At 46.0% G+C, this 21,039-nt stretch carries 19 protein-coding genes; 15 read left to right on the forward strand and 4 right to left on the reverse strand.

Translation table 11 applies throughout. The annotated features are described in order from the left end of the window. Positions 1-8: 8 nt before the first annotated feature. The 4 genes from smrA to EBI00_RS14775 all read left to right on the forward strand — a co-directional run bounded on the left by smrA (position 9) and on the right by EBI00_RS14775 (position 5,607). A complete protein-coding gene (gene smrA, locus EBI00_RS14760; protein ID WP_123096707.1) occupies positions 9-590 on the forward strand; it encodes a DNA endonuclease SmrA in 582 nt (193 codons plus the stop codon). Positions 591-755: 165 nt separating this feature from the next. Next, positions 756-3,677: an insulinase family protein gene (locus EBI00_RS14765; RefSeq protein WP_123096708.1), complete on the forward strand. Its 2,922-nt coding sequence runs from the start codon at positions 756-758 to the stop codon at positions 3,675-3,677. Between the two features lie 51 nt (positions 3,678-3,728). Continuing rightward, positions 3,729-4,841 (forward strand): 1-acyl-sn-glycerol-3-phosphate acyltransferase, encoded by a 1,113-nt coding sequence (locus tag EBI00_RS14770; protein ID WP_123096709.1) that lies wholly within the window; start codon positions 3,729-3,731, stop codon positions 4,839-4,841. Positions 4,842-4,854: 13 nt separating this feature from the next. After that, positions 4,855-5,607, forward strand: a complete 753-nt coding sequence (locus tag EBI00_RS14775) for a lysophospholipid acyltransferase family protein (protein WP_123096710.1) — start codon at positions 4,855-4,857, stop codon at positions 5,605-5,607. An 86-nt stretch (positions 5,608-5,693) separates the two neighbouring features. Here EBI00_RS14775 and fabB read toward each other — a convergent pair whose 3' ends face one another. Beyond that, a complete protein-coding gene (gene fabB / locus EBI00_RS14780) occupies positions 5,694-6,908 on the reverse strand; it encodes a beta-ketoacyl-ACP synthase I (RefSeq protein ID WP_123096711.1) in 1,215 nt (404 codons plus the stop codon). 26 nt (positions 6,909-6,934) lie between these two features. Next, complete coding sequence (gene fabA / locus EBI00_RS14785; RefSeq protein WP_123096712.1) at positions 6,935-7,450, reverse strand: bifunctional 3-hydroxydecanoyl-ACP dehydratase/trans-2-decenoyl-ACP isomerase; 516 nt, start codon at positions 7,448-7,450, stop codon at positions 6,935-6,937. 300 nt (positions 7,451-7,750) lie between these two features. Here fabA and EBI00_RS14790 point away from each other — a divergent pair, with 300 nt between their 5' ends. Beyond that, positions 7,751-8,653 carry an alpha/beta fold hydrolase gene (locus tag EBI00_RS14790; protein WP_123096713.1) on the forward strand — a complete coding sequence of 301 codons (903 nt, stop codon included), beginning with the start codon at positions 7,751-7,753 and terminating at the stop codon, positions 8,651-8,653. Here the strand turns inward: EBI00_RS14790 and ispB are convergent. Next, positions 8,637-9,617 carry an octaprenyl diphosphate synthase gene (gene ispB, locus EBI00_RS14795; protein WP_123096714.1) on the reverse strand — a complete coding sequence of 327 codons (981 nt, stop codon included), beginning with the start codon at positions 9,615-9,617 and terminating at the stop codon, positions 8,637-8,639. The two genes, EBI00_RS14790 and ispB, sit on opposite strands and share 17 nt — an antisense overlap. A gap of 282 nt (positions 9,618-9,899) precedes the next feature. On the opposite strand from ispB, the gene rplU reads away from it, so the two are divergent. The 4 genes from rplU (at position 9,900) to proB (ending at position 12,947) form a co-directional block, all read left to right on the forward strand. Further along, entirely contained in the window at positions 9,900-10,208 is a 309-nt protein-coding gene (gene rplU / locus EBI00_RS14800; protein WP_123096715.1) for a 50S ribosomal protein L21, read from the forward strand. Between the two features lie 31 nt (positions 10,209-10,239). Further along, positions 10,240-10,497, forward strand: coding sequence for a 50S ribosomal protein L27 (rpmA, locus tag EBI00_RS14805; RefSeq protein WP_123096716.1), 258 nt, complete (start codon positions 10,240-10,242; stop codon positions 10,495-10,497). A gap of 108 nt (positions 10,498-10,605) precedes the next feature. After that, a complete protein-coding gene (gene cgtA, locus EBI00_RS14810; RefSeq protein WP_123096717.1) occupies positions 10,606-11,796 on the forward strand; it encodes an Obg family GTPase CgtA in 1,191 nt (396 codons plus the stop codon). A 26-nt stretch (positions 11,797-11,822) separates the two neighbouring features. Next, positions 11,823-12,947, forward strand: coding sequence for a glutamate 5-kinase (proB, locus tag EBI00_RS14815; RefSeq protein ID WP_123096718.1), 1,125 nt, complete (start codon positions 11,823-11,825; stop codon positions 12,945-12,947). 48 nt (positions 12,948-12,995) lie between these two features. On the opposite strand, the gene rpsT is transcribed toward proB, so the two are convergent. Beyond that, complete coding sequence (gene rpsT / locus EBI00_RS14820; protein WP_123096719.1) at positions 12,996-13,259, reverse strand: 30S ribosomal protein S20; 264 nt, start codon at positions 13,257-13,259, stop codon at positions 12,996-12,998. Between the two features lie 229 nt (positions 13,260-13,488). Here rpsT and murJ point away from each other — a divergent pair, with 229 nt between their 5' ends. The 6 genes from murJ to ispH all read left to right on the forward strand — a co-directional run bounded on the left by murJ (position 13,489) and on the right by ispH (position 20,872). Beyond that, positions 13,489-15,063 (forward strand): murein biosynthesis integral membrane protein MurJ, encoded by a 1,575-nt coding sequence (gene murJ, locus EBI00_RS14825; protein WP_123096720.1) that lies wholly within the window; start codon positions 13,489-13,491, stop codon positions 15,061-15,063. A 142-nt stretch (positions 15,064-15,205) separates the two neighbouring features. Further along, positions 15,206-16,141, forward strand: a complete 936-nt coding sequence (gene ribF, locus EBI00_RS14830; RefSeq protein ID WP_123096721.1) for a bifunctional riboflavin kinase/FAD synthetase — start codon at positions 15,206-15,208, stop codon at positions 16,139-16,141. A gap of 27 nt (positions 16,142-16,168) precedes the next feature. Next, positions 16,169-18,991, forward strand: coding sequence for an isoleucine--tRNA ligase (gene ileS, locus EBI00_RS14835; RefSeq protein ID WP_123096722.1), 2,823 nt, complete (start codon positions 16,169-16,171; stop codon positions 18,989-18,991). Further along, positions 18,991-19,497: a signal peptidase II gene (gene lspA, locus EBI00_RS14840; protein ID WP_123096723.1), complete on the forward strand. Its 507-nt coding sequence runs from the start codon at positions 18,991-18,993 to the stop codon at positions 19,495-19,497. Before ileS ends, lspA begins: the two co-directional genes overlap by 1 nt. Then, on the forward strand, positions 19,494-19,925 hold the full coding sequence (locus EBI00_RS14845) for an FKBP-type peptidyl-prolyl cis-trans isomerase (RefSeq protein WP_123096724.1): 432 nt from the start codon (positions 19,494-19,496) through the stop codon (positions 19,923-19,925). The genes lspA and EBI00_RS14845 overlap by 4 nt, the downstream gene beginning before the upstream one ends. After that, entirely contained in the window at positions 19,922-20,872 is a 951-nt protein-coding gene (gene ispH, locus EBI00_RS14850) for a 4-hydroxy-3-methylbut-2-enyl diphosphate reductase (RefSeq protein WP_123096725.1), read from the forward strand. Before EBI00_RS14845 ends, ispH begins: the two co-directional genes overlap by 4 nt. Positions 20,873-21,039 lie beyond the last annotated feature (167 nt).

Consider the following 21,039-nt stretch of genomic DNA (forward strand, 5'->3'; position numbering starts at 1 on the left):
TATCTACAGTGAACGACGAAGATGAAACGTCTTTGTTTGCTCAGGAAGTGGCGGGCATAAAGCCACTTAGAAAAAGCGAAGTCTATTTAAGTAAGAAAGGGCCAGAAGTCAATTTTATCGCACGTCAACAGGCGGCCTTGATTGCAAAAGAAGCCGATAGGAATCATTTGTCACAAGATTACGTGGAAAAAGTGGAGCCTACTGATGTGCTTGAGTATAAGTGTTCGGGCGTTCAAGATGGGGTTTTTAAACGCTTAAGGCAAGGTAAGTATGGCATTGAGGCGCGTTTAGATCTGCATCGTCACACGGTGGCGCAGGCACGGGACCAAGTGTATCAATTTGTGGATGATTGTGTGCGCAATGACATTCGTGTGGCGATTATTGTCCACGGTAAAGGCGATCGTACACCGGACCCAGAAATGCGCGCCATGCTTAAAAGTCACATTAATAAGTGGCTAAAAGAGCTGGACGCGATTATGGCTTTTCACAGTGCACAGCGCCATCATGGTGGCTTAGGTGCTGTGTATGTCTTGTTTAAAAAGACAGAGCAAGCGCGTTTAGAAAACTGGGAAAAACATCAAAAACGTTAAGGTGCTGCGCTGCCTTAGCTGTGCAATCACGTTAGTTCGTGCAGTAAAAGCCATGTTTTTGCTATAATCTCGCCACTTTGCTGTCTTGGGCCTATGTTGTCTTAAGTGTATCCAAGCTGCCCAAAACATGATTGTTATCGTATTCTAATTTTATCGAGGTAGAGAATGGCAAATCGCACCGCGCACCATCCTGCATTTACGTTTCTTCGCAGTGAGTTTATCGACGCTCTTAATGTTACTGTTCAAGAGTTCGAACACACCGTAACCGGTGCTAAACACTTTCATATTGCCTCCGAGAACGACGAAAACGTTTTTCTGGTGGGCTTAAAAACGGTACCAACCGATTCTTGCGGCGTGGCCCATATTCTTGAGCACACGGTGTTGTGTGGTTCTGAGCGTTTTCCGGTACGAGATCCTTTCTTTATGATGATCCGCCGTTCGCTGAATACCTTTATGAATGCCTTTACGTCGTCTGATTGGACGGCTTATCCATTTGCTAGCAAAAACAAGAAAGACTTTCACAACTTGCTGGGTGTTTATCTGGATGCGGTATTCTTTTCTCGCTTAGATGAATTGGATTTCTCCCAAGAAGGCCATCGTTTGGAGTTTGCTGAGCCGGATAATGCCGAGTCAGAATTGACCTTTAAAGGCGTGGTATTCAATGAAATGAAAGGGGCGATGAGTTCCACTACGTCAGTATTATGGCAATCTCTAACTAAGTATCTGTTCCCAAATAATACCTATCATTTTAATTCCGGTGGTGAGCCAACGGACATTCCGGATTTGTCTTATGACGATCTATTGGCGTTCTATCGCACTCACTATCATCCTTCTAATGCGGTGTTCATGACCTTTGGCGACATCCCTGCGGAAACACTGCAAGCGGAATTTGAAGATAAAGTTTTGAGTCGTTTCGAGCGTTTGCAAACACAGGTCCGCGTGCCGAATGCGAAGCGTTATTTTTCTCCTGTGCGGGTAGAAGAAGGTTACGCGGCGGATGAAGTCAAAGAGGACGGTAGCCACGTGGTTGTTGGTTGGCTGCTTGGTGAAAGTACCGATTTGAATCAACAATTTGAAGCGCAATTGTTGTCCAGTGTGTTGCTGGATAACAGTGCTTCGCCACTGCTTCGGGTGTTAGAAAACAGCGAGTTGGGTCGCGCACCATCGCCATTATGCGGTCTTGAAGACAGCAACAAAGAAATGAGCTTTATGTGCGGCCTTGAAGGGGTTAAACGAGAAGACGCTGCGAAAGTCGAAGCGTTGGTGTTGTCGACGCTGGAAAATATTGCCGAGAAAGGGGTGCCACAAGAGATGGTGGATGCCATGTTGCATCAATTAGAATTGAGTCAGCGTGAGATTGGCGGCGGCAGTTACCCATATGGTTTGCAGTTGATCTTAGCGGGCTTGTCGACCGCTGTTCATGCGGGAGATGTGATCGCCCAGTTGGATCTAGACCCGGTTATCAATGCGATGCGCGAAAAAGTCCAAGACCAAGCGTATATTCCAAATCTAATTAACACCTTATTGCTCTCTAACGCTCACCGAGTCACGTTAACATTAAGCCCGGATGACGCCCTTGAAGCCCGCCGAAATCAGGCTGAGAAAGACCGTTTGAGCCAAATAAAAGCGGCGTTGAGTGACGAAGAAAAGCAACACATTATTACTCGCAGCGCGGCTTTAAAGGCGCGTCAGGCACAAGTTGATGACATGAGTATTTTACCCAAGGTGGGGTTAGAAGACGTACCAGCGCGTTTGCCAGAATATGAGCACAAAAAATTAACAGGCAAATTGCCTATGACCTTCTATCCACAAGGTACCAATGGCTTGGTCTATCAGCAGTTGGTGATTGATTTGCCTGAATTGGATGAAGAAGAGGTAGAGTATCTGCCTTTATTTTCTTCCATGATGACCGAATTGGGTATTGGCGAAGACGACTATTTGGCGGTTCAAGAGCGTCAAGCTCAGGTTTGTGGTGGTTTAGGGGCATCGAACTCCATTCGTGCAACGATAGCAGATCGTCAGTCATTGAGCGGCTATTTCATATTATCGACTAAAGCGCTAGTGCCCAACGTGAAGGCGATGAGCCAGTTACTGAAAGACACCATGTTACATGTTCGCTTTGATGAGGTGAGTCGAGTCAAAGAGTTAGTGGCCCAACGCCGTGCTCGCCGTGAGCAATCGATCACAGGCCAAGGTCATTCGTTGGCGATGTCTGCGGCGTCTAGTGCTTTGTCTGGTTTGGCGCAGCAGCAGGAGAAGTGGAGTGGTATGTCTGGTATTCGCTCTGCCATTGTGCTGGATGATGCAATAAAAGCCGACAGCAGCAAGGCTGCTGATGTTTTGGCGGTTTTCAAACGTTTGCATGAAAAATTATTACAAGCCAACAAGCAAATCTTGCTGGTGGCCGAACCTCAGCATGAAGCCAGTGTTCTGCATGATGTGCAAGCGGTTTTTGCGGACCTGCCAATAGGCAGTACACACAGCCCCTTCGCATTGGCACCGGTAGATGCGAATGTCAACGTGGCGTGGTTAACGTCTACGCAAGTGAACTTTTGCAGTAAGGCTTTTCGTGCGGCGTACGGAGAGCACCCAGATGTTGCCGCTTTAGTGGTATTGGGCGGCTTTTTGCGCAACGGTTTCTTACATCGCGCCATCCGCGAACAGGGCGGTGCCTACGGTGGTGGTGCTAGCTTTGACGGTGGTTCGGGCTCATTCCGCTTTTATTCCTACCGTGACCCTCGTCTGACCGAAACCTTGGCAGATTTTGATGCGTCTATTGAGTGGATGTTGAATGAGGCACACAGTGAGGACGCCCTTGAAGAGGCCATTCTTGGTGTGATTGGCTCCATGGATAAACCGAGCTCACCCGCAGGCGAGGCACAGAGCGATTTTTATGTGCATCTGCATGGTCGTAGTTTGGCCTACCGGGAAGCGTTTCGTGCCAAGATTTTGGCGGTTACCATTGAGCAGCTGAAGCAGGTTACCAAGACGTATTTGATAAAAGAAAATGAAAGTGTGGCCGTGGTGACGTCGCCGTCTAAGCGTGCAGAATTAGAAGCGCTTGGTTTTGATATCCAAACCTTGTAGACACTAAATAACGATACAAAAACAACCCAGTTTTTACTGATGGAAAAAGCAATGGATCAGTTTCATGACATACGGCCCTACAACGACGAAGAGGTCGCCGAGGTGCTGCACAATCTGGTGGAGTCACCGGATTTTATTAATACTATTATGGGCTTTCGTTTTGCGAAATGGCCCGCATTTTTGCATGCGCCAATCGCCTTCTGTGTCAAAATTGCGTTAAAGCGACAGATTGCGAATATTTCCAGCGTTGATGAGTTTCAAATGCGTGTGGCCAGTTACATGGAGCGCATGATTAAAACCACAACGACCAATGTGGAATACAGAGGCATTGAAAAATTAGCGAAGGGGAAAGGATATTTGTTCCTATCTAACCATAGGGACATCGCAATGGACCCTGCCTTTGTGAATTACGGTTTGTATCTTGCTGGGTTAAACACGGTTCGTATCGCTATAGGCGATAATTTACTGCGTCGCCCATTTGTGTCGGACCTGATGCGCTTGAATAAAAGCTTTATCGTGAAGCGTTCTGCGAATGGTATTCGTGAAATGATGGCGGCTTTTGGGCAGTTATCTGCTTATATTTCAACGTCGTTGACTAAAGATAAATGCAACATTTGGATTGCTCAAAAAGAAGGGCGCGCTAAAGATGGATTGGACCAAACGGATCCTGCCATTATAAAAATGTTTTATATGAGCCAGAAGAAAGAGAAAGTGCCTTTTGCGGAAGCAATGGCAAACTTAAACATTGTGCCAGTTTCTATTTCTTATGAATATGATCCCTGTGCCTTTGAAAAAGCGCGGGAATTGCATCAAAAGTCGACAACAGGCAATTATGAAAAAGCCGAATTTGAAGACATCGACAGCATTAAAAACGGCATTGTGGGTCAGAAAGGAAAAGTGGTGGTGACCTTTGGTGATGTCATCAAAGAAGGTTTTGAAACACCTGAAGAATTTGTGGCTGAGGTAGATCGCCAAATCATTACGAATTATGCGATTCAACCGACGAATGAAGCCGCGCTTGCGCTGCAGCAAGGCTTACCTTCAGCAGACAGTGCTTTTTCAAGTTATCTTGAGCGCTGCCCAGATAATTTAAGAGAAACGGTCTTAGCAATGTACGCTAATCCCCTCAAGCAACAACAAAAGTTTTTAAGCAAAGAATCGTAGGGAGCAGGAGCCAATGAATGTTTGGGAGTCATCGAGATCGTGGGTCGGCTCAACGGTTTTCTTTATTTATTACATGGTATCGACACTGATATTTGGTGTATTAGCGCCTTTCGCGACAATTTTATTGCCGAAAGCGTATCGCCAACCTGTGCTCAATTTGCATAACAAAGGTTTGCTTTTTGTTTTTCGAGTGGCCTGCGGCGTTAAGGTGGAGATAATAGGGCGCGAACACATCAATAAAGAGCGACCTGTCGTGCTGGTGGCCAATCATCAAAGCGAATGGGAGACCTATGTCTTACAAGTGTTGATGGCCCCCGTTTCGACTGTGCTCAAAAAAGAACTGCTTGCCGTGCCTTTTTTTGGTTGGGGCTTACGCATGGTTCAGCCGATTGCCATTGACCGATCGCAACGTACTAATGCGCTCAAGCAAATTATTAGTCAAGGCAAAGAGCGTTTAGAAGATGGTCGCTCTGTGTTGATTTTTCCTGAAGGGACGAGAATTGCCCCTAACCAAGAGCAAGCCTTTAACAAAGGCGCCGCTATGTTGGCCACCTCAGCAGGTGTGCCCATCTTGCCTGTAGTTCATAATGCGGGTTACGTGTGGCCAGGTAAACGTTGGCGTAAGTTCCCAGGAACAATTCGTGTTGTGATTGGCCCTATTATCGAATCGGAAGGGAAAAAAACATCGGCCTTGCATGAAGAGATGGATGTTTGGATGCGAGCTGAAATGGCGAAGCTTCCTAAAGGAAACGATTTTTTGTTTTAATGCGTTTGTTATTAAGTCTGAAAACAGTTCAGAGAATAAAAAAGCCGCATCCATGATGCGGCTTTTTTGATGGCTTCAAAGACGTTTTAAGCTGTGTATTTTTTGAATACCAAGCTGGCGTTGGTGCCGCCAAATCCGAAGCTGTTAGACATGATTAAATTCAAATCAACGTTGTCTTGACGAGTGAGGACAACAGGGATGTCACCCGCTGCTGGGTCAACTTCGTCAATATTTGCTGAAGCAACAATAAAATTATTTTCCATCATCAGTAGGCAGTAAATCGCTTCATGAACGCCCGCGGCTCCTAATGAGTGGCCAGACAAAGATTTTGTCGAGCTGATCGCTGGAATCTTGTCACCAAACGTTTCATTAACCGCTTGCAGTTCTTTCATGTCGCCAGCAGGTGTGCTTGTGCCGTGAGTATTGATGTAATCGATGTCGCCATCAATCGTGCTCATGGCCATTTGCATGCAGCGCACAGCGCCTTCGCCAGAAGGTGCTACCATGTCGTAGCCATCGGATGTCGCACCGTAGCCGACTAATTCTGCGTAGATTTTTGCACCGCGTGCTTTAGCGTGCTCAAGCTCTTCAATGACGAGCATGCCGCCACCGCCTGCGATAACGAAACCGTCACGGTTTGCATCGTAAGCACGAGACGCTTTTTCAGGTGTATCGTTATACTTGGACGACAAGGCGCCCATGGCATCAAACATACAAGTCTGAGTCCAGCTTTCTTCCTCACCACCACCGGCAAAAACGATATCTTGTTTGCCTAGTTGGATAAGTTCCATAGCGTTACCAATACAGTGCGCACTGGTAGAACAAGCCGATGTGATGGAGTAGTTTACACCCTTAATTTTAAAAGGCGTCGCTAAACATGCGGAAACCGTACTGCCCATAGTTTGAGTAACACGATATGGACCGACACGTTTTACGCCTTTTTCGCGTAGGGTATCCGCAGAATCTACTAGATTTCGCGCAGAAGCGCCACCAGAGCCAGCCACTAAGCCAGTACGGATATTGGAAACTTGATCTTCTGTTAAGCCAGCGTCTGCAATAGCTTGCTGCATGGAAACATAAGCGTAGGTGGCGGCGTCACCCATGAAACGGCGAACCTTACGATCAATGCCTTCTGCATCTAAATCAATACGACCACAAACATGGCTGCGAAAGCCATGCTCTTTGTAATCTTCAGCAAAACGAATGCCAGACCGACCTTCAAGCAAGGAGTTTAAAACGCTCTCTTTATCGTTGCCTAGGCAACTGACAATGCCAAGACCTGTTACTACTACACGACGCATAAATGTGCCTCTTTCATTCTTAATCTTTAGAAGTTGTCCGTTGAGGTAAACAAACCAACACGCAAATCTTTTGCAGTGTAAATTTCACGACCATCAACTTTAACGCTTCCGTCTGCAATCCCCATTACTAATTTACGCTCAATAACGCGTTTTAGCTGGATATGGAAGGTTACTTTCTTTGAAGTAGGTAAAATTTGCCCAGTGAATTTTACTTCACCTGAACCCAGTGCGCGTCCGCGACCTTTGTTGCCTTTCCACCCAAGAAAAAATCCTACCAGCTGCCACATCGCATCTAGGCCAAGACAGCCAGGCATAACAGGGTCGCCAGGGAAGTGGCACGCAAAAAACCAAAGGTCTGGGTGGATGTCGAGTTCGGCAACGATTTCGCCTTTGCCATGCTCTCCACCGTCCGATGATATATGAGTGATTCGATCCATCATTAGCATGTTGCCAACAGGAAGTTGTGCATTACCTGCACCAAACATTTCGCCGTGGCCGCATTTTAATAGTTCGTCTTTTTCAAAAGATGAAGCTGTAGTCATTATAGTCCTATATCCACATCCGGCCGCTGACTAAAAGTGGTCTGGCGGATTGTCGTGGTCCAATTTGCAGTAGAAAAATCCATCTGATTATATCGGTTTGAAACCTTAATATGAATGTTTGAAGGGAAAAAAACCAAATTACCTGCATGAAAATTGATCATATTTACATCGAATACCGTATTAGCGTGGGTCTTGCTGTTAATAAAGTGCTTTTTGGTGAAAATGACATTACTTATTTTTCTAGAAGTCTCTGTTAAGATATTTGTTTGGGTTATGTCTGGTTAAGCTTGAGAAATCGTGATGAGTATAAAAAACAACGTAGATTTAGTGCCATGGCGACATTATCAAGGCGAGGAATTCATTCAAGGTTACCGCCAATATTCTGACGGTAGTAAAGCCAGTATTCATTTTTTACATGGCAATGGGTTCGCGGCGTCAACCTATCTTTCTTTTCTGCAGCAACTGAAAGGTTATGATGTCATTTTACAAAATGCACCAGGTCATGGTGGATCAACTGCCGGTAAGGCTTTTATCGGTTGGAACAGAACCGCTTCTCGTTTGGTCGAGTCATTACGTTCTTTGTCTCGTCAGCCGTCGGGTCATGAATTGATTGGTGTGGGCCACAGTTTTGGTGGGTGCATTACGGTGCTGATGAACGATCAAGAGCAAAACTTGTTTGATCGAATGGTGCTGCTTGATCCTGCTTTGTTTCCACCGCGTCTGATTTGGATGATGCGTGGCGTCAAACTCACAGGGTTAAAGAGCCAAATTCCTTTGGCGAGGCAAGCGCGGCGGCGACGCACCCAGTGGGAAAGCTTGGCGCAGGTAAAAAACAGTTTTTATGAGAGAGGCACGTTTAAAGGCTGGCAAGCTGATTGCTTAGACGACTATATTGCTTCTTCGCTGCAGCGAGACCATAAAGGCCACTATCAGCTGTCTTGTCCCACTTGGATGGAAGCCGCGATTTTTTCAAGTTATCCAAAAGGACTGTGGCGCGCGATCGCCAATATTTCTGTGCCGACATACATTCTTCAGGGCAAAGGTACGTTTGATTACTTCAAGGAGGCTTATCAACTGGCCGCCAAGATGAATTCAAATATTCAGATTATCGAGGTTGAGGGAGGCCACTGTTTTATGCAGCAGCATCCCTGGGCAACGGCGCAGACAATAACCGAGATACTAGACCCTAGTTGCGACGTTTAACGGACGCGTGAGCTAGGGCGATCAGCGCGGCTTTGTAGTCTGAATCGGGAAGTGGCTCTATAGCAGCAATAGCGAGGTCAGCTTGTTGTTGCGCCTTTTGCTCAGTGTATTGAATAGCACCACAGCGTTGTACATCATCGATAATGGTGTCTAGCTGTTCAAGTCCACCCGTTTCTATGGCGGTTCTTACGCGTTTTACAGCGCCTTCTGTTCCATGCTTCATGGTGTAAATGAGCGGTAGAGTCGGTTTGCCTTCAGCAAGATCATCACCGACACTTTTGCCCATTTCTTCTGCTGTGCTGGTGTAATCCATCACGTCGTCGATAAGCTGAAACGCTGTGCCAACGTACATACCGTAATCTTGCAATGCTTTTTGATGCGGGAGGCTGGCATTAGCAACCACGGCACCGCAAAGTGCTGCGCCCTCAAAGAGCTTAGCGGTCTTGTATTGGATGACTTTTAAGTAACTTTCTTCTGTTGTATCTGGATCGCCGCAGTTGATAAGCTGTTGCACCTCACCTTCTGCAATTATATTGGTGGTTTTGGCTAGAATGCTCATACATTGCATGCTGCCAACGTCGACCATGATTTGAAAGGCCCGTGAATACAGAAAATCACCCACGAGTACGCTCGGTGCATTGCCCCATTCTTCATTAGCGGTTTTTTTGCCGCGTCGCATGTCGGATTCATCCACTACGTCGTCGTGAAGTAAGGTGGAGGTGTGAATGAATTCTATAATGGTCGCCATTTGAATGGCTTGGTCGAGCTTTTTTTGATCAAGCTCTGCACTGGCCTTTGCGGCAAGTAGAACGAGCAGTGGTCTGAGACGTTTGCCACCGTTGCTGATGATGTAATAGCCAATTTGCTCAATAAGCGGAATATCGCTGCTTAATTGTGAGATGATATAGTCATTAACTTGGCCAAATTCAGTGGCCACAACGTCATGTATTTGTGTAGGTTGCATGCAATTTCCGAAGCTAAAAAAGTCTTAAGCTGATCAGCGGGTGTGCCCATGCTAGGTAAGCCCAATGTAATGGTCAACCTAAAACGCGAAAAATATACAAAGGTGTTGCTTTTGGCTTGTATTGGGTGGTTTGATTTTGTACAATCTCGCGTCCGATTTACCTACATTTTGCTCCCTACCATATGGTTACGGTCTTTTTGTGTTTTTTCACCAAAAGTCATTGCCACTAGAAATAGGTCAAATTCAAATTCAGTAGCCGGGTAAATCTTATTGGAGAAGAACATGTTTGCAGTGATCAAAACTGGCGGTAAGCAATACCGTGTACAAGAAGGCCAAACCCTTAAGGTTGAAAAATTAGCGGTTGAAGAAGGCGGCGCGATTCAGTTCGATGACGTTCTTCTTGTATGCAACGGCGACGACGTTAAAGTTGGTGCACCAGTTGTAGAAGGCGCTAAAGTAACAGCTGAGGTTGTTGCTCATGGTCGCGGAGACAAAGTGAAAATTTTGAAATTCCGTCGTCGTAAGCACTCTATGAAGCGTATGGGTCATCGTCAGTGGTTCACAGAAGTGAAAATAACTGGCATTAACTAAACGCTAACTATTCAAATTTAAGGAGTAAGTCATGGCTCATAAAAAGGCGGGTGGTAGTACTCGTAACGGTCGCGATTCCGAGTCGAAACGATTAGGTGTCAAACGTTTTGGTGGTCAAGTTGTGATCCCAGGTAACATTCTTGTACGTCAGCGTGGTACTCAGTTCCACCCAGGTGTTGGTGTTCAGATTGGTAAAGATCACACTTTGTTTGCTGTCGTTGAAGGTCAAGTGAAGTTTGAAGTGAAAGGTAAGTTTAAGCGTCGTACGGTTTCTGTCGTAGCGGCTTAATTGCTTATTTAAAACTTAAAAAAAGCTCCGCGACGCGGGGCTTTTTTTTTGGAAGAATTCTATAATCAGAGTTTGTTGATTCTGATAGTCCACCGAAGAGGTGTTATTGTGAAATTTGTTGATGAAGCCAGTATCTATGTAAGAGCGGGTAAAGGTGGAAATGGAGCGCTGAGTTTTTGGCGCGAAAAATTTGTCGCTAAAGGTGGTCCTGATGGCGGTGATGGCGGTAATGGCGGCAGTGTAATACTGGTTGCTGATGAAGCGTTAAACACGCTGATCGATTTTCGTTTTACGAAAAAATACATTGCTGAAAGCGGTGAGAGTGGTCAAGGTCGGGATATGACCGGCGCGAAAGGGGCGGATCTTGAGATTAAGGTGCCGATCGGTACAACCGTGATTGATGAGGATACCGGCGAGACGTTGGGTGATCTTGTTCGTGATGGGCAGACATTAAAAGTCGCTCAAGGTGGTCATCATGGTTTGGGGAATACTCGATTCAAATCCAGTACCAACCGTGCTCCGAGACAGACGACAAAAGGCACGATAGGTGAAGAGCGTACGCTCAAGCTGGAAATGAAGGTGTTGGCAGATGTCGGGTTGCTTGGTCTTCCTAATGCGGGTAAGTCGACCTTTATTCGTGCGGTGTCCTCTGCTAAGCCAAAGGTGGCAGATTATCCGTTCACCACCTTGGTGCCAAACCTGGGTGTGGTAAAAGTTAAGAAACATCAAAGCTTTGTTATTGCTGATATTCCTGGAATTATTGAAGGGGCATCTGAAGGCGCAGGTCTGGGTATTCGTTTCTTGAAACACTTGGTGCGTAACCGTATTTTGTTACACATTGTTGATTTGGCGCCTTGGGATGACATTACTCCAGCGGAAGCAGCGGTCATTGCGGTTAACGAATTGCATCAGTTCAGTCCTGCATTAGCAGGTCGAGATCGTTGGTTGGTATTAAATAAAACCGACATGGTGCCAGAAGATGAGTTGGAAGAGCGTTGCCAAAGCGTGATTGACGCCCTTGGGTGGGAAGGCAAAGCCTATCGCATTTCAGCGATATCGGGTGAGGGCACAGAGGTCTTGTGTTTGGATCTGATGACGGCGCTGGATGAAAAACGTGAATTGTTGTTAGAAAGCCCAGAAGCGCGTGAAAAAGAGAAAGCCTTGCGTACCTTGATTGATGAAGAAGGTCGCAATCGCATCATGGCGCTTCGTGAAAGACGCCGTAAAGAAGGTAAGTTTTTGGATGATGACGATTTCGATGAAGATGATTACGATGTGGAAGTGGAATACGTTAGCTAATCTGATGAGTGGGAATAACTAGTATCATGGAAATGCGAGAAAAAATAGCAAAGGCGCAGCGTATTGTTGTCAAGATAGGCAGTGCTTTATTGACCAATGATGGTCAAGGGTTGGACGTTGCTCGGATTGGCCTTTGGGTGACTCAGATTGCACAATTGCGGGCTCAAGGTAAAGAGGTGGTTTTGGTGTCTTCTGGCTCTATTGCGGCTGGCATGAAGCGCCTTGGTTTTTCTTCTCGCCCCACTCAGGTAAATGAGCTGCAGGCAGCTGCCGCGGTTGGGCAGATGGAACTAGTTGGGGTCTATGAGTCTCACTTTGAGAAGCATGGCTTGTGTACAGCACAAATTTTGCTTACCCATGATGATTTGTCCAATCGTCGACGCTATTTAAACGCGCGTTCTTCATTGCGAACTTTGCTTGGCTTTGGTGTTGTACCTATAATTAACGAGAATGATACGGTTGTAACCGACGAAATTCGCTTTGGCGATAATGATACGCTGGGCGCCTTGGTTGCTAATCTTATCGAGGCTGACTTGTTGATTATCCTTACGGATCAGCAGGGATTGTTCGATAAGAATCCACGTGACCATAAAGATGCAACGCTAATCTCTCATATTTCAGCATCGGATGATCGTCTTGAGTCTATGGCGAGCGGTGGTGCGGGTGTGCTTGGTAGTGGTGGGATGTTAACGAAAGTTCGAGCGGCGCTTTTGGCTGCACGTTCTGGTGCGGATACCTTGATAGCTTCAGGTCGCGAAGAAAATGTGATCGTTCGTGTTGCGTCAGGCGAAATGTTAGGAACTTGGTTGCAGCCGGAGCATGGAAGAGTGGCGGCGCGTAAGCAATGGTTAGCAGGGCACTTGAAGAGTCGTGGAGCCTTAATTTTAGATGATGGTGCTGTAAAGGCGTTGCGAAAAGCAGGTACGAGTCTTTTGGCTGTTGGAGTGAAAGATGCGCAGGGCACTTTTTCGCGCGGAGACATGGTTATTTGTGTCGATTTGCAAGGTGGTCTGGTTGCGCGAGGGTTAGTGAACTACAGTGTGGCTGAAACGTTGAAGCTGCTTGGTCAGCCCTCGTCTAATATTGGAGCGATTCTGGGTTACAAAGGTGAGCCTGAGTTAATTCATCGAGATGATTTAGTGATTATTTAGTAAAAAAAGACATAAAAAAACCGGCTAAAGCCGGTTTTTTTATATGGCTTACGCCAATGCTTTGATCTTTGCACTCAAGCGGCTCTTATGACGAGCTGCTTTATTTTTGTGGTATAGACCTTTGTTTGCTGCTTTATCTAGCTGTGAAGTGGCTAGAGAGTAAGCTGCTTGTGCTTCAGCTTGATTGCCTGTTTCGATAGCAGCATCTACTTTTTTCAAGTATGTGCGAACCATTGAACGAAGGCTACCATTGTGAGCGCGACTTTTGATTGCCTGGCGCGCACGTTTTTTTGAACCGGCGGAATTTGCCACGGTCTGGCTCCTTTAAGTTTGGATTAAAACGACACAGCACTCTGCTGCCTCGTGAAATTAATGTCAAGTATAAACTTTGAAATCTCGCGGCGGATTTTACCAGTTTTTAGCGCGGTCACAACCCTATTATACAAATATTAATCAAATGAGCGCATATAATTGGCTGCCTTGATGCGCCTGCAGGTGTTATTCTTGGCGGATGTATCCATTCGGTGTGTTGTAAACGGCTATGTCTGAAACAAATCCCACGTCAGGTAAAGCGCCTAAGTCTTTGTCTTTGTTACGTTCTGGTGTCTTGGTCTCTATTTGCACCTTTCTTTCGCGTATCCTAGGGTTAGTAAGAGATGCGGCATTGGCTTATGTTTTAGGTGCGAGCGGCAGCGCAGATGCTTTTTACGTGGCCTTTAAAATCCCTAACTTTTTTCGGCGTTTATTTGCTGAGGGGGCCTTTGCTCAGGCGTTTGTCCCCGTTTTAAGCGATTATCGAGTAAAACAAAGTACGGATGAGGTGCGCGCTTTAGTGGCTGCGGTCTCTGGTTCTCTTACTTTGGTATTGTTGTGTGTGACAGCGCTTTTTATGCTGTGCGCGCCGTGGATAGTGTATGTTTTTGCGCCAGGCTTTTCTGGCGATGATCAACAGCTGGCATTAACGGCTGACTTATTGGTGATTACCTTTCCGTATTTGTTGTTTATTTCTTTGACCGCTCTGGCTGGTGGGATTTTAAATGCTCACGGTGAATATGCTGTCCCTGCGATTACCCCCATTTTTTTAAACGTATCCCTTATTGTAGCGACGCTTTTTTTCGCTCGCTCGGCAGCGCAGGCGGAAACGGCAGTGGCTTGGGGTGTGTTTTTTGCTGGGCTGATACAGTTGGTGTTTCAAATGCCATTTTTGGCCAGGCTCAAGTTGTTGCCTATGCCAACGCTAGGCTTTGGTCATCCTGGGGTGAAGCGTATTTTGATACTGATGGGGCCAGCTTTATTTGGAGTCTCGGTAAGTCAAATTAATTTGTTGTTAGATACAGTCCTTGCATCTTTTTTGCAAACGGGCAGCATTACTTGGCTGTATTTGTCGGATCGCTTGTATGAACTGCCACTGGGGATTTTTGCTATTGCCATCAGTACGGTGATTCTGCCGTCTTTGTCGCGTAGCTTTTCGAGCGGTGAGTCAACGTCTTTTTCTAGTACGCTAGATTGGGCGTTGCGAATTTTATTGCTGATTGCGGTTCCATCATCGCTGGCGTTGTTTATGTTGGCGGAGCCTCTAATAGCGACGATTTTTTATCGTGGTGAGTTGACTGTGTTTGATGTGCAGATGGCGGCGCAGAGTTTGCAAGCATACTCATTGGGGCTGGTATTTATGATGCTGATAAAAGTATTGGCACCTGGCTATTATGCAAGGCAGGATGTCAGAACGCCGGTCCGCATCGGCATCATTGCTATGGTATCAAATATGGTTCTGAATTTAATTTTAGTGTGGCCGTTTGGTCATGTGGGTCTGGCCTTGGCGACCAGCCTGTCTGCGGCTTTAAACGCGTTCTTGTTGTGGCGTGGCTTATATAAACAAAATTATCATGTGTTCTCATTACAATGGCGTCGTCTGTTGCGAATTTTGTTGGCCGCCACCTTGGCGTTGGGTGCATCCTTGTATGTTTTTCTACAGCAGGGTCTGCTGTGGACGGAAATGGCGGATTTGGCGCGCATCGGCTTTACGCTGCTGATCGTTGCAATCGGGGTTTTTGTGTATGTGTCGGTGGCTGTTGTTGTGGGATTGCGTCCTTCTATGCTAAAGCATCAAGGGTAATTGGCGAATAGCTCAATTGCTTATGCAGCGAAACGGCCTTTAAATATCTTGCCCTTGTTCTAGCCTACCTTCATGGGTTTAACTGCTATATAATTATGGTTATTTTTTCAACGCTGAGAGTCAGTGTTTTGTACGGGGTTCTATGGAGTTAATTCGCGGTATTCATAATATCCGTTCAAGGCATAAAAATTGTGTGTTGACGATAGGGAATTTTGACGGTGTCCATCTAGGTCACAGTGCAATCTTAGCTCGCGTCAAAGCCTTGGCTAAGCAATACAATGCGCCCGCTGGAATAATGATTTTTGAGCCTCAGCCAAGGGAGTTTTTTGCTCCTGAGACGGCGCCGGGGCGTATTAGTCGTTTACGAGACAAAATACAGTCTTTACAAGGTCAGGGCATCGATTATGTGCTTTGTATGCCGTTTAACCCTAAGCTTCAGCAGTTAACGGCGAAAGCCTTTTGTCAGCAAATTTTGTTTGATGGTTTGTCCGTTAAGCATCTTGTGGTGGGCGATGATTTTCGGTTTGGCTGCGATCGACAAGGTGACTTTGATTACCTGCGGGAGTTTGGCGTTGATCACCATTTTGACGTTGAAAATACCCCTTCAGTGTTAAACGCTTTGGGCGAACGGATTAGCAGTACTTTGCTAAGAGGCGTACTTGAGCGTGGTGATGTCGCTGCAGCGCAAATGAATATGGGGCATACGGTGACTTTAAGTGGTCGTGTAATACATGGTCAGCAACTTGGACGCAAGCTAGGGTTTCCAACAGCTAATGTGCATCTTAAAGGCATTAAACCAGCGCTTTCTGGTGTGTATGCGGTGACCTTAAGCGTTAATGGAGACACTCATAACGGGGTGGCGAATATTGGTGTGCGCCCGACCGTTCAGGGTAAGACGCCTATATTAGAAGTGCACATATTCGATTTTAATGGTGATCTTTATGACCTGTATGTGCAGGTAACTTTCTGTCACTTTATTAGGGCAGAGCGAAAAATGGCCAGCCTAGATGAGCTGGAAAAACAAATTCAATGTGATAAAGACGCGGCTTTGCGTTTCTTTGTCCAATCAGTGAACTGATTATCTTTGAGGATGAATCGATAAACCATGAGTGATTATAAACCGACACTGAACTTGCCTGATACAGACTTCCCAATGCGTGGTGACTTGGCAAAACGTGAACCTGCAATGCTTAAGCGTTGGCAGGATATGGGCTTATACCAGAAAGTACGTGATGTAAGTAAAGGCCGTAAATCTTTTATTCTTCATGATGGCCCTCCGTACGCAAATGGCAGTATTCACATCGGACACGCGGTTAACAAAATCCTCAAAGATATTATTGTTAAGTCTAAAACCGTCAGTGGCTTTGATGCGCCTTATATTCCAGGTTGGGATTGTCATGGTTTGCCAATTGAACACAAAGTTGAGCAGCTGATTGGTAAAGCGGGTGCTAAGGTGTCGTTTAAAGAGTTTCGGGCTAAATGTCGTGAATACGCTTATACGCAAATCGAAGAGCAGAAAAAAGACTTTATCCGCTTAGGTATCATGGGGGATTGGGGAAATCCTTATCTGACGATGAATTTCAAGACGGAAGCGAATATTGTTCGTGCTTTAGGCAAGATTGCTGAGAACGGTCATTTGGTAAAAGGCTTTAAGCCAGTTTACTGGAGTGTTGTTGGTGGTTCTGCGTTGGCGGAAGCGGAAGTGGAATATCAAGATAAAACGTCTTTGTCGTTGGATGTGCGTTATGCGCCAAAAGACGAAGCGGCTTTGCTTGCTAAATTCTCTGATGTTGAGGGTGAAGGCAAGGTTTCTGTTGTTATCTGGACGACGACACCTTGGACTCTTCCAGCAAGCCAAGCGGTCTCTGTTCATCCAGAATTTAACTATGCGCTAGTTGAAGTCGATATGGGCTTGGGCAAAGAGCGTTTAATCGTTGCTGAAGACATGGTCGCAAGTGTGATGTCTCGCTACGGTGTGGCTGATTTCCGTATTGTTGGTCGCACTGTTGGTGCTGAACTGGCAGGTACTGTATTGGATCATCCGTTCTTAGAACGCGATATTCCTGTCATCTTAGGTGAACATGTAACAACGGAAGCGGGTACTGGCTGCGTGCATACTGCACCTGACCACGGCGTGGATGACTTTAATGTCGGTCGTGAAAATGGCATTGGTACGATTAACCTTGTTCAAGACAATGGTGTTTACTCTGATGCTGCAGGCGAGTTTGCTGGTTTGCATGTTTATAAAGTTGACGATGCCGTGCTCGAAGCGCTGAATCGTAATAACGCTTTGGTGTTTGAATCGAAGATCTTCCACAGTTATCCACATTGCTGGCGTACTAAAACGCCATTGATCTTCCGTGCGACGCCTCAGTGGTTTATCAGTATGACCAAAGAGGGTTTGCTGGATTCCGCAAAGCATGCTGTTGAAGGTGTGAAATGGGTACCAAGCTGGGGGCAAAACCGTATGGAAGGGATGTTGAATAACAGCCCTGATTGGTGTGTGTCTCGTCAGCGTACTTGGGGTGTACCGATTGCATTATTTATCAACAAAGAGACTCAAGAGCTTCATCCTGAAACGCCACGTTTGATCGAGGAGGTTGCTAAGCGCATCGAAGTGGAAGGCATCGATGCTTGGTTTGAAATGGAAGCAGAAGAGTTGCTGGGTGCGGATGCTGAAAAATACAGTAAGGTAACGGATACGCTGGATGTATGGTTTGACTCTGGTGTAACCCATTATTCTGTCATCGATCAGCGAGAGGAATTGAGCTTTCCGGCCGATTTGTACCTAGAAGGTTCAGATCAGCATCGTGGCTGGTTCCAGTCTTCATTGAAAACGTCTATTGCGATTCGTGGTGTGCCGCCATATAAGCAAGTGTTGACTCACGGTTTTACCGTAGATGGCGATGGCCGCAAAATGTCGAAGTCTTTGGGTAATGTACTGTCGCCACAGAAAGTCATGGATACCTTGGGTGCTGATATTATCCGTTTATGGGTAGCGGCGACCGACTACACCACTGAAATGACTGTGTCTGATGAAATTCTTAAACGTGTTGCGGATTCTTATCGTCGCATCCGTAATACGGCGCGTTTCATGATGGCAAACTTGAATGGCTTTAATCCAGCCACTGATATGGTGCCTTCAAGTGACATGATTGCACTGGATCGTTGGATTGTGGATCGTGCGGCTTTGTTGCAGAAAGAGTTGAACAAAGCCTATAACGAGTACCAATTTCATACGGTTAACCAGAAAATTCAGAATTTCTGTTCTGTGGATTTGGGCGGTTTTTATCTAGATGTTATCAAAGATCGTCAATATACGACGCAAGAGGACAGCCTAGCGCGCCGTTCTGCGCAAACTGCGCTTTATCATGTGATGGAAGCTTTCTCTCGTTGGATTGCACCGATCTTGAGCTTCACGGCTGACGAAATCTGGCAAACACTTCCTGGGGAGCGTGGTGAGTCTGTGTTCTTAGAAACATGGTATGAAGGCCTTGAAGAGTTGTCTGGTGATGAGCCGATGGGTCGTGAATTCTGGAAGCAAGTGCTTGAAGCGAAAGTCGCGACGAATAAAGTATTGGAAGCGGCGCGTAGTGAAGGCAAGATGAAAGCGAGCTTAAGTGCTGATATCACACTGTATTGCGATGATGCTTTGCAAGCAACATTGAATCGCCTAGGCGAGGAGCTGCGCTTTGTCTTAATCGCTTCTGATGTGAAGGTGTTGCCTTTGTCTCAAGCGGGTGATGACGCGGTTGCTACCGATCTTGATAGTCTAAAAGTTCACGTTGAGCTGAGCAAATACACCAAGTGTGTACGTTGCTGGCATCATCGTGAAGAAGTTGGTAAACGAGCAGAGCATCCTGAGTTGTGCGATCGTTGTATTTCTAACTTACCAGATGGGGAAGGTGAACAGCGCCTTTACGCCTAATGACAGCTTTGATTGTGTGGAAACGAGTCCAGCGCTGGTGGGCGCTGGCTTTCGTTTTGTTCGTTTTAGATTGGGCGACAAAGCAAGTCGTTGAGTCCAGTCTTTACTATGGGCAAGAGATTGCAGTGTTGCCATTTTTTGATTTGACTTTGCGCTACAACACGGGAGCCGCGTTTAGTTTTCTAGCGCAAGCGGGTGGCTGGCAGCGTTGGTTCTTTTCCGCTGTCGCGTTGATAGTGTCAGTCGGTATAACTTGGCGTCTTGTAAAAATATCGAATACCAATCGGCTGGAAGCATTGGCGTTAAGTTTTGTGCTTGGTGGGGCGATTGGGAACCTATATGACAGGTTGGTCTACGGGCATGTTGTGGATTTTCTGCAGTTCCATTGGCAGCAGTCTTGGTATTTTCCTGCTTTTAATGTTGCAGATAGTGCTATCACGATCGGTGTAATATTGATGCTACTAGAGAGTTTTGTGTCTAAAAAGCCAGAAGAGGTAAAAAAATGACCATAATTACTGCGCAGAGTCGCGTTACTCTGCATTTTGAACTGTCATTGGAAGACGGCCAGATAATAGATTCGAATTTCTCTAAAGCACCGGCTAGTTTTGTGTTTGGAGATGGTAACTTATTGCCTACCTTTGAAGAAGTTCTCTTAGGAATGAAGGTGGGTGATGAGGAGACTTTTATTTTGCCGCCAGAGAAAGCGTTTGGCGCTCATAATGAAAGTAATATCCAGCGTATGCCTCGCTCTCAGTTTGCAATGGATTTAGAAGAAGGCATGGTTGTTTCTTTTGCGGATATGAGCAAAAACGAATTGCCTGGTGTTATTGCGGATATTGGCGAAAAAGAAGTTGTGGTGGATTTTAATCATCCGCTTGCTGGCCGCTCGTTGACTTTTCGGACGCATATTGTGGCGATCGAGGCTACAGCATGAGTTTTGCTATTCAGCTTGCTAATCCTCGTGGCTTTTGTGCTGGAGTTGATCGCGCAATAGATATTGTGAATCGCTGCCTAGATTTGTTTGAGGCGCCAATATATGTTCGTCATGAGGTCGTGCATAACAAATTTGTCGTTGAAACTTTAAAAGCGCGAGGGGCGGTTTTTGTTGATGAGTTGGATCAGGTGCCTGATGATCACATTGTGATCTTTAGTGCTCATGGTGTTTCTAAAGCGGTGCGAGATGAAGCGACGAATAGAGGCTTAAAAGTGTTTGATGCGACTTGTCCGCTGGTGACAAAAGTGCATCTTGAAGTGCTCCGTTATTCTCGTGATGGCATGGAATGTATTTTAATTGGCCATGATGGACATCCGGAAGTAGAAGGAACCATGGGGCAATATGACGATCGCCAGGGCGGAGCTATTTATTTAGTAGAAAGTCCTGAAGATGTTGCAAACCTTGTTGTTAAAAATCCAGAGCGTCTTGCTTTTGTGACGCAAACGACTTTGTCCATGGATGATACGTCAGTGGTTATCGACGCGTTACGTGCTCACTATCCTATGATTCGCGGTCCGAAAAAAGATGATATTTGCTATGCAACTCAGAATCGTCAAGATGCGGTCAAAACATTAGCTGAAGAGTCAGAGTTGGTTCTTGTGGTGGGTTCTGTTAACAGTTCGAATTCAAATCGCCTTAAAGAATTAGCTGAGAGAATGGGAGCAAAGGCACATCTGATAGACAGTGCAGAAGAAATTGATTCCGCGTGGTTACAAGGTATTACTAGTGTTGGAGTCACCGCTGGGGCCTCTGCGCCCGAAGTACTAGTTAATGAAGTAATCGCTCGTTTGGCTGTTGAGGGTGGCAATACGCCACAAGAGCTAAAAGGCCGTGAAGAAAATGTCTCCTTTTCGATGCCTAAAGAGTTGCGAATAGTTGAGGTGTAGCCTCGACTATTCAATTTAATAGCCTTTTTTCAAATTAATTTCAAAAAAAGGTTGCACAGAATTATTTGGAATGTATTATACGCCTCCACTGACACGGACAACGACGCAAACAATAGTTTGCACTTACCAAGGTGAGTAAGTTGAACGAAGTATCAGACGCTCTTTAA

Source organism: Marinomonas hwangdonensis (genome assembly GCF_003721245.1).
In the GTDB taxonomy this organism is placed as follows: Bacteria; Pseudomonadota; Gammaproteobacteria; order Pseudomonadales; family Marinomonadaceae; genus Marinomonas; species Marinomonas hwangdonensis.

Coding starts and splice junctions, on each gene's coding strand:
- EBI00_RS14790 (WP_123096713.1), top strand. CDS start 7,751: ATGAGTATAAAAAACAACGTAGATTTAGTGCCATGGCGACATTATCAA.
- murJ (WP_123096720.1), top strand. CDS start 13,489: ATGTCTGAAACAAATCCCACGTCAGGTAAAGCGCCTAAGTCTTTGTCT.
- EBI00_RS14765 (WP_123096708.1), top strand. CDS start 756: ATGGCAAATCGCACCGCGCACCATCCTGCATTTACGTTTCTTCGCAGT.
- rplU (WP_123096715.1), top strand. CDS start 9,900: ATGTTTGCAGTGATCAAAACTGGCGGTAAGCAATACCGTGTACAAGAA.
- ileS (WP_123096722.1), top strand. CDS start 16,169: ATGAGTGATTATAAACCGACACTGAACTTGCCTGATACAGACTTCCCA.
- ribF (WP_123096721.1), top strand. CDS start 15,206: ATGGAGTTAATTCGCGGTATTCATAATATCCGTTCAAGGCATAAAAAT.
- proB (WP_123096718.1), top strand. CDS start 11,823: ATGGAAATGCGAGAAAAAATAGCAAAGGCGCAGCGTATTGTTGTCAAG.
- EBI00_RS14770 (WP_123096709.1), top strand. CDS start 3,729: ATGGATCAGTTTCATGACATACGGCCCTACAACGACGAAGAGGTCGCC.
- fabB (WP_123096711.1), bottom strand. CDS start 6,908: ATGCGTCGTGTAGTAGTAACAGGTCTTGGCATTGTCAGTTGCCTAGGC.
- lspA (WP_123096723.1), top strand. CDS start 18,991: ATGACAGCTTTGATTGTGTGGAAACGAGTCCAGCGCTGGTGGGCGCTG.
- EBI00_RS14845 (WP_123096724.1), top strand. CDS start 19,494: ATGACCATAATTACTGCGCAGAGTCGCGTTACTCTGCATTTTGAACTG.
- ispB (WP_123096714.1), bottom strand. CDS start 9,617: ATGCAACCTACACAAATACATGACGTTGTGGCCACTGAATTTGGCCAA.
- rpmA (WP_123096716.1), top strand. CDS start 10,240: ATGGCTCATAAAAAGGCGGGTGGTAGTACTCGTAACGGTCGCGATTCC.
- EBI00_RS14775 (WP_123096710.1), top strand. CDS start 4,855: ATGAATGTTTGGGAGTCATCGAGATCGTGGGTCGGCTCAACGGTTTTC.
- fabA (WP_123096712.1), bottom strand. CDS start 7,450: ATGACTACAGCTTCATCTTTTGAAAAAGACGAACTATTAAAATGCGGC.
- ispH (WP_123096725.1), top strand. CDS start 19,922: ATGAGTTTTGCTATTCAGCTTGCTAATCCTCGTGGCTTTTGTGCTGGA.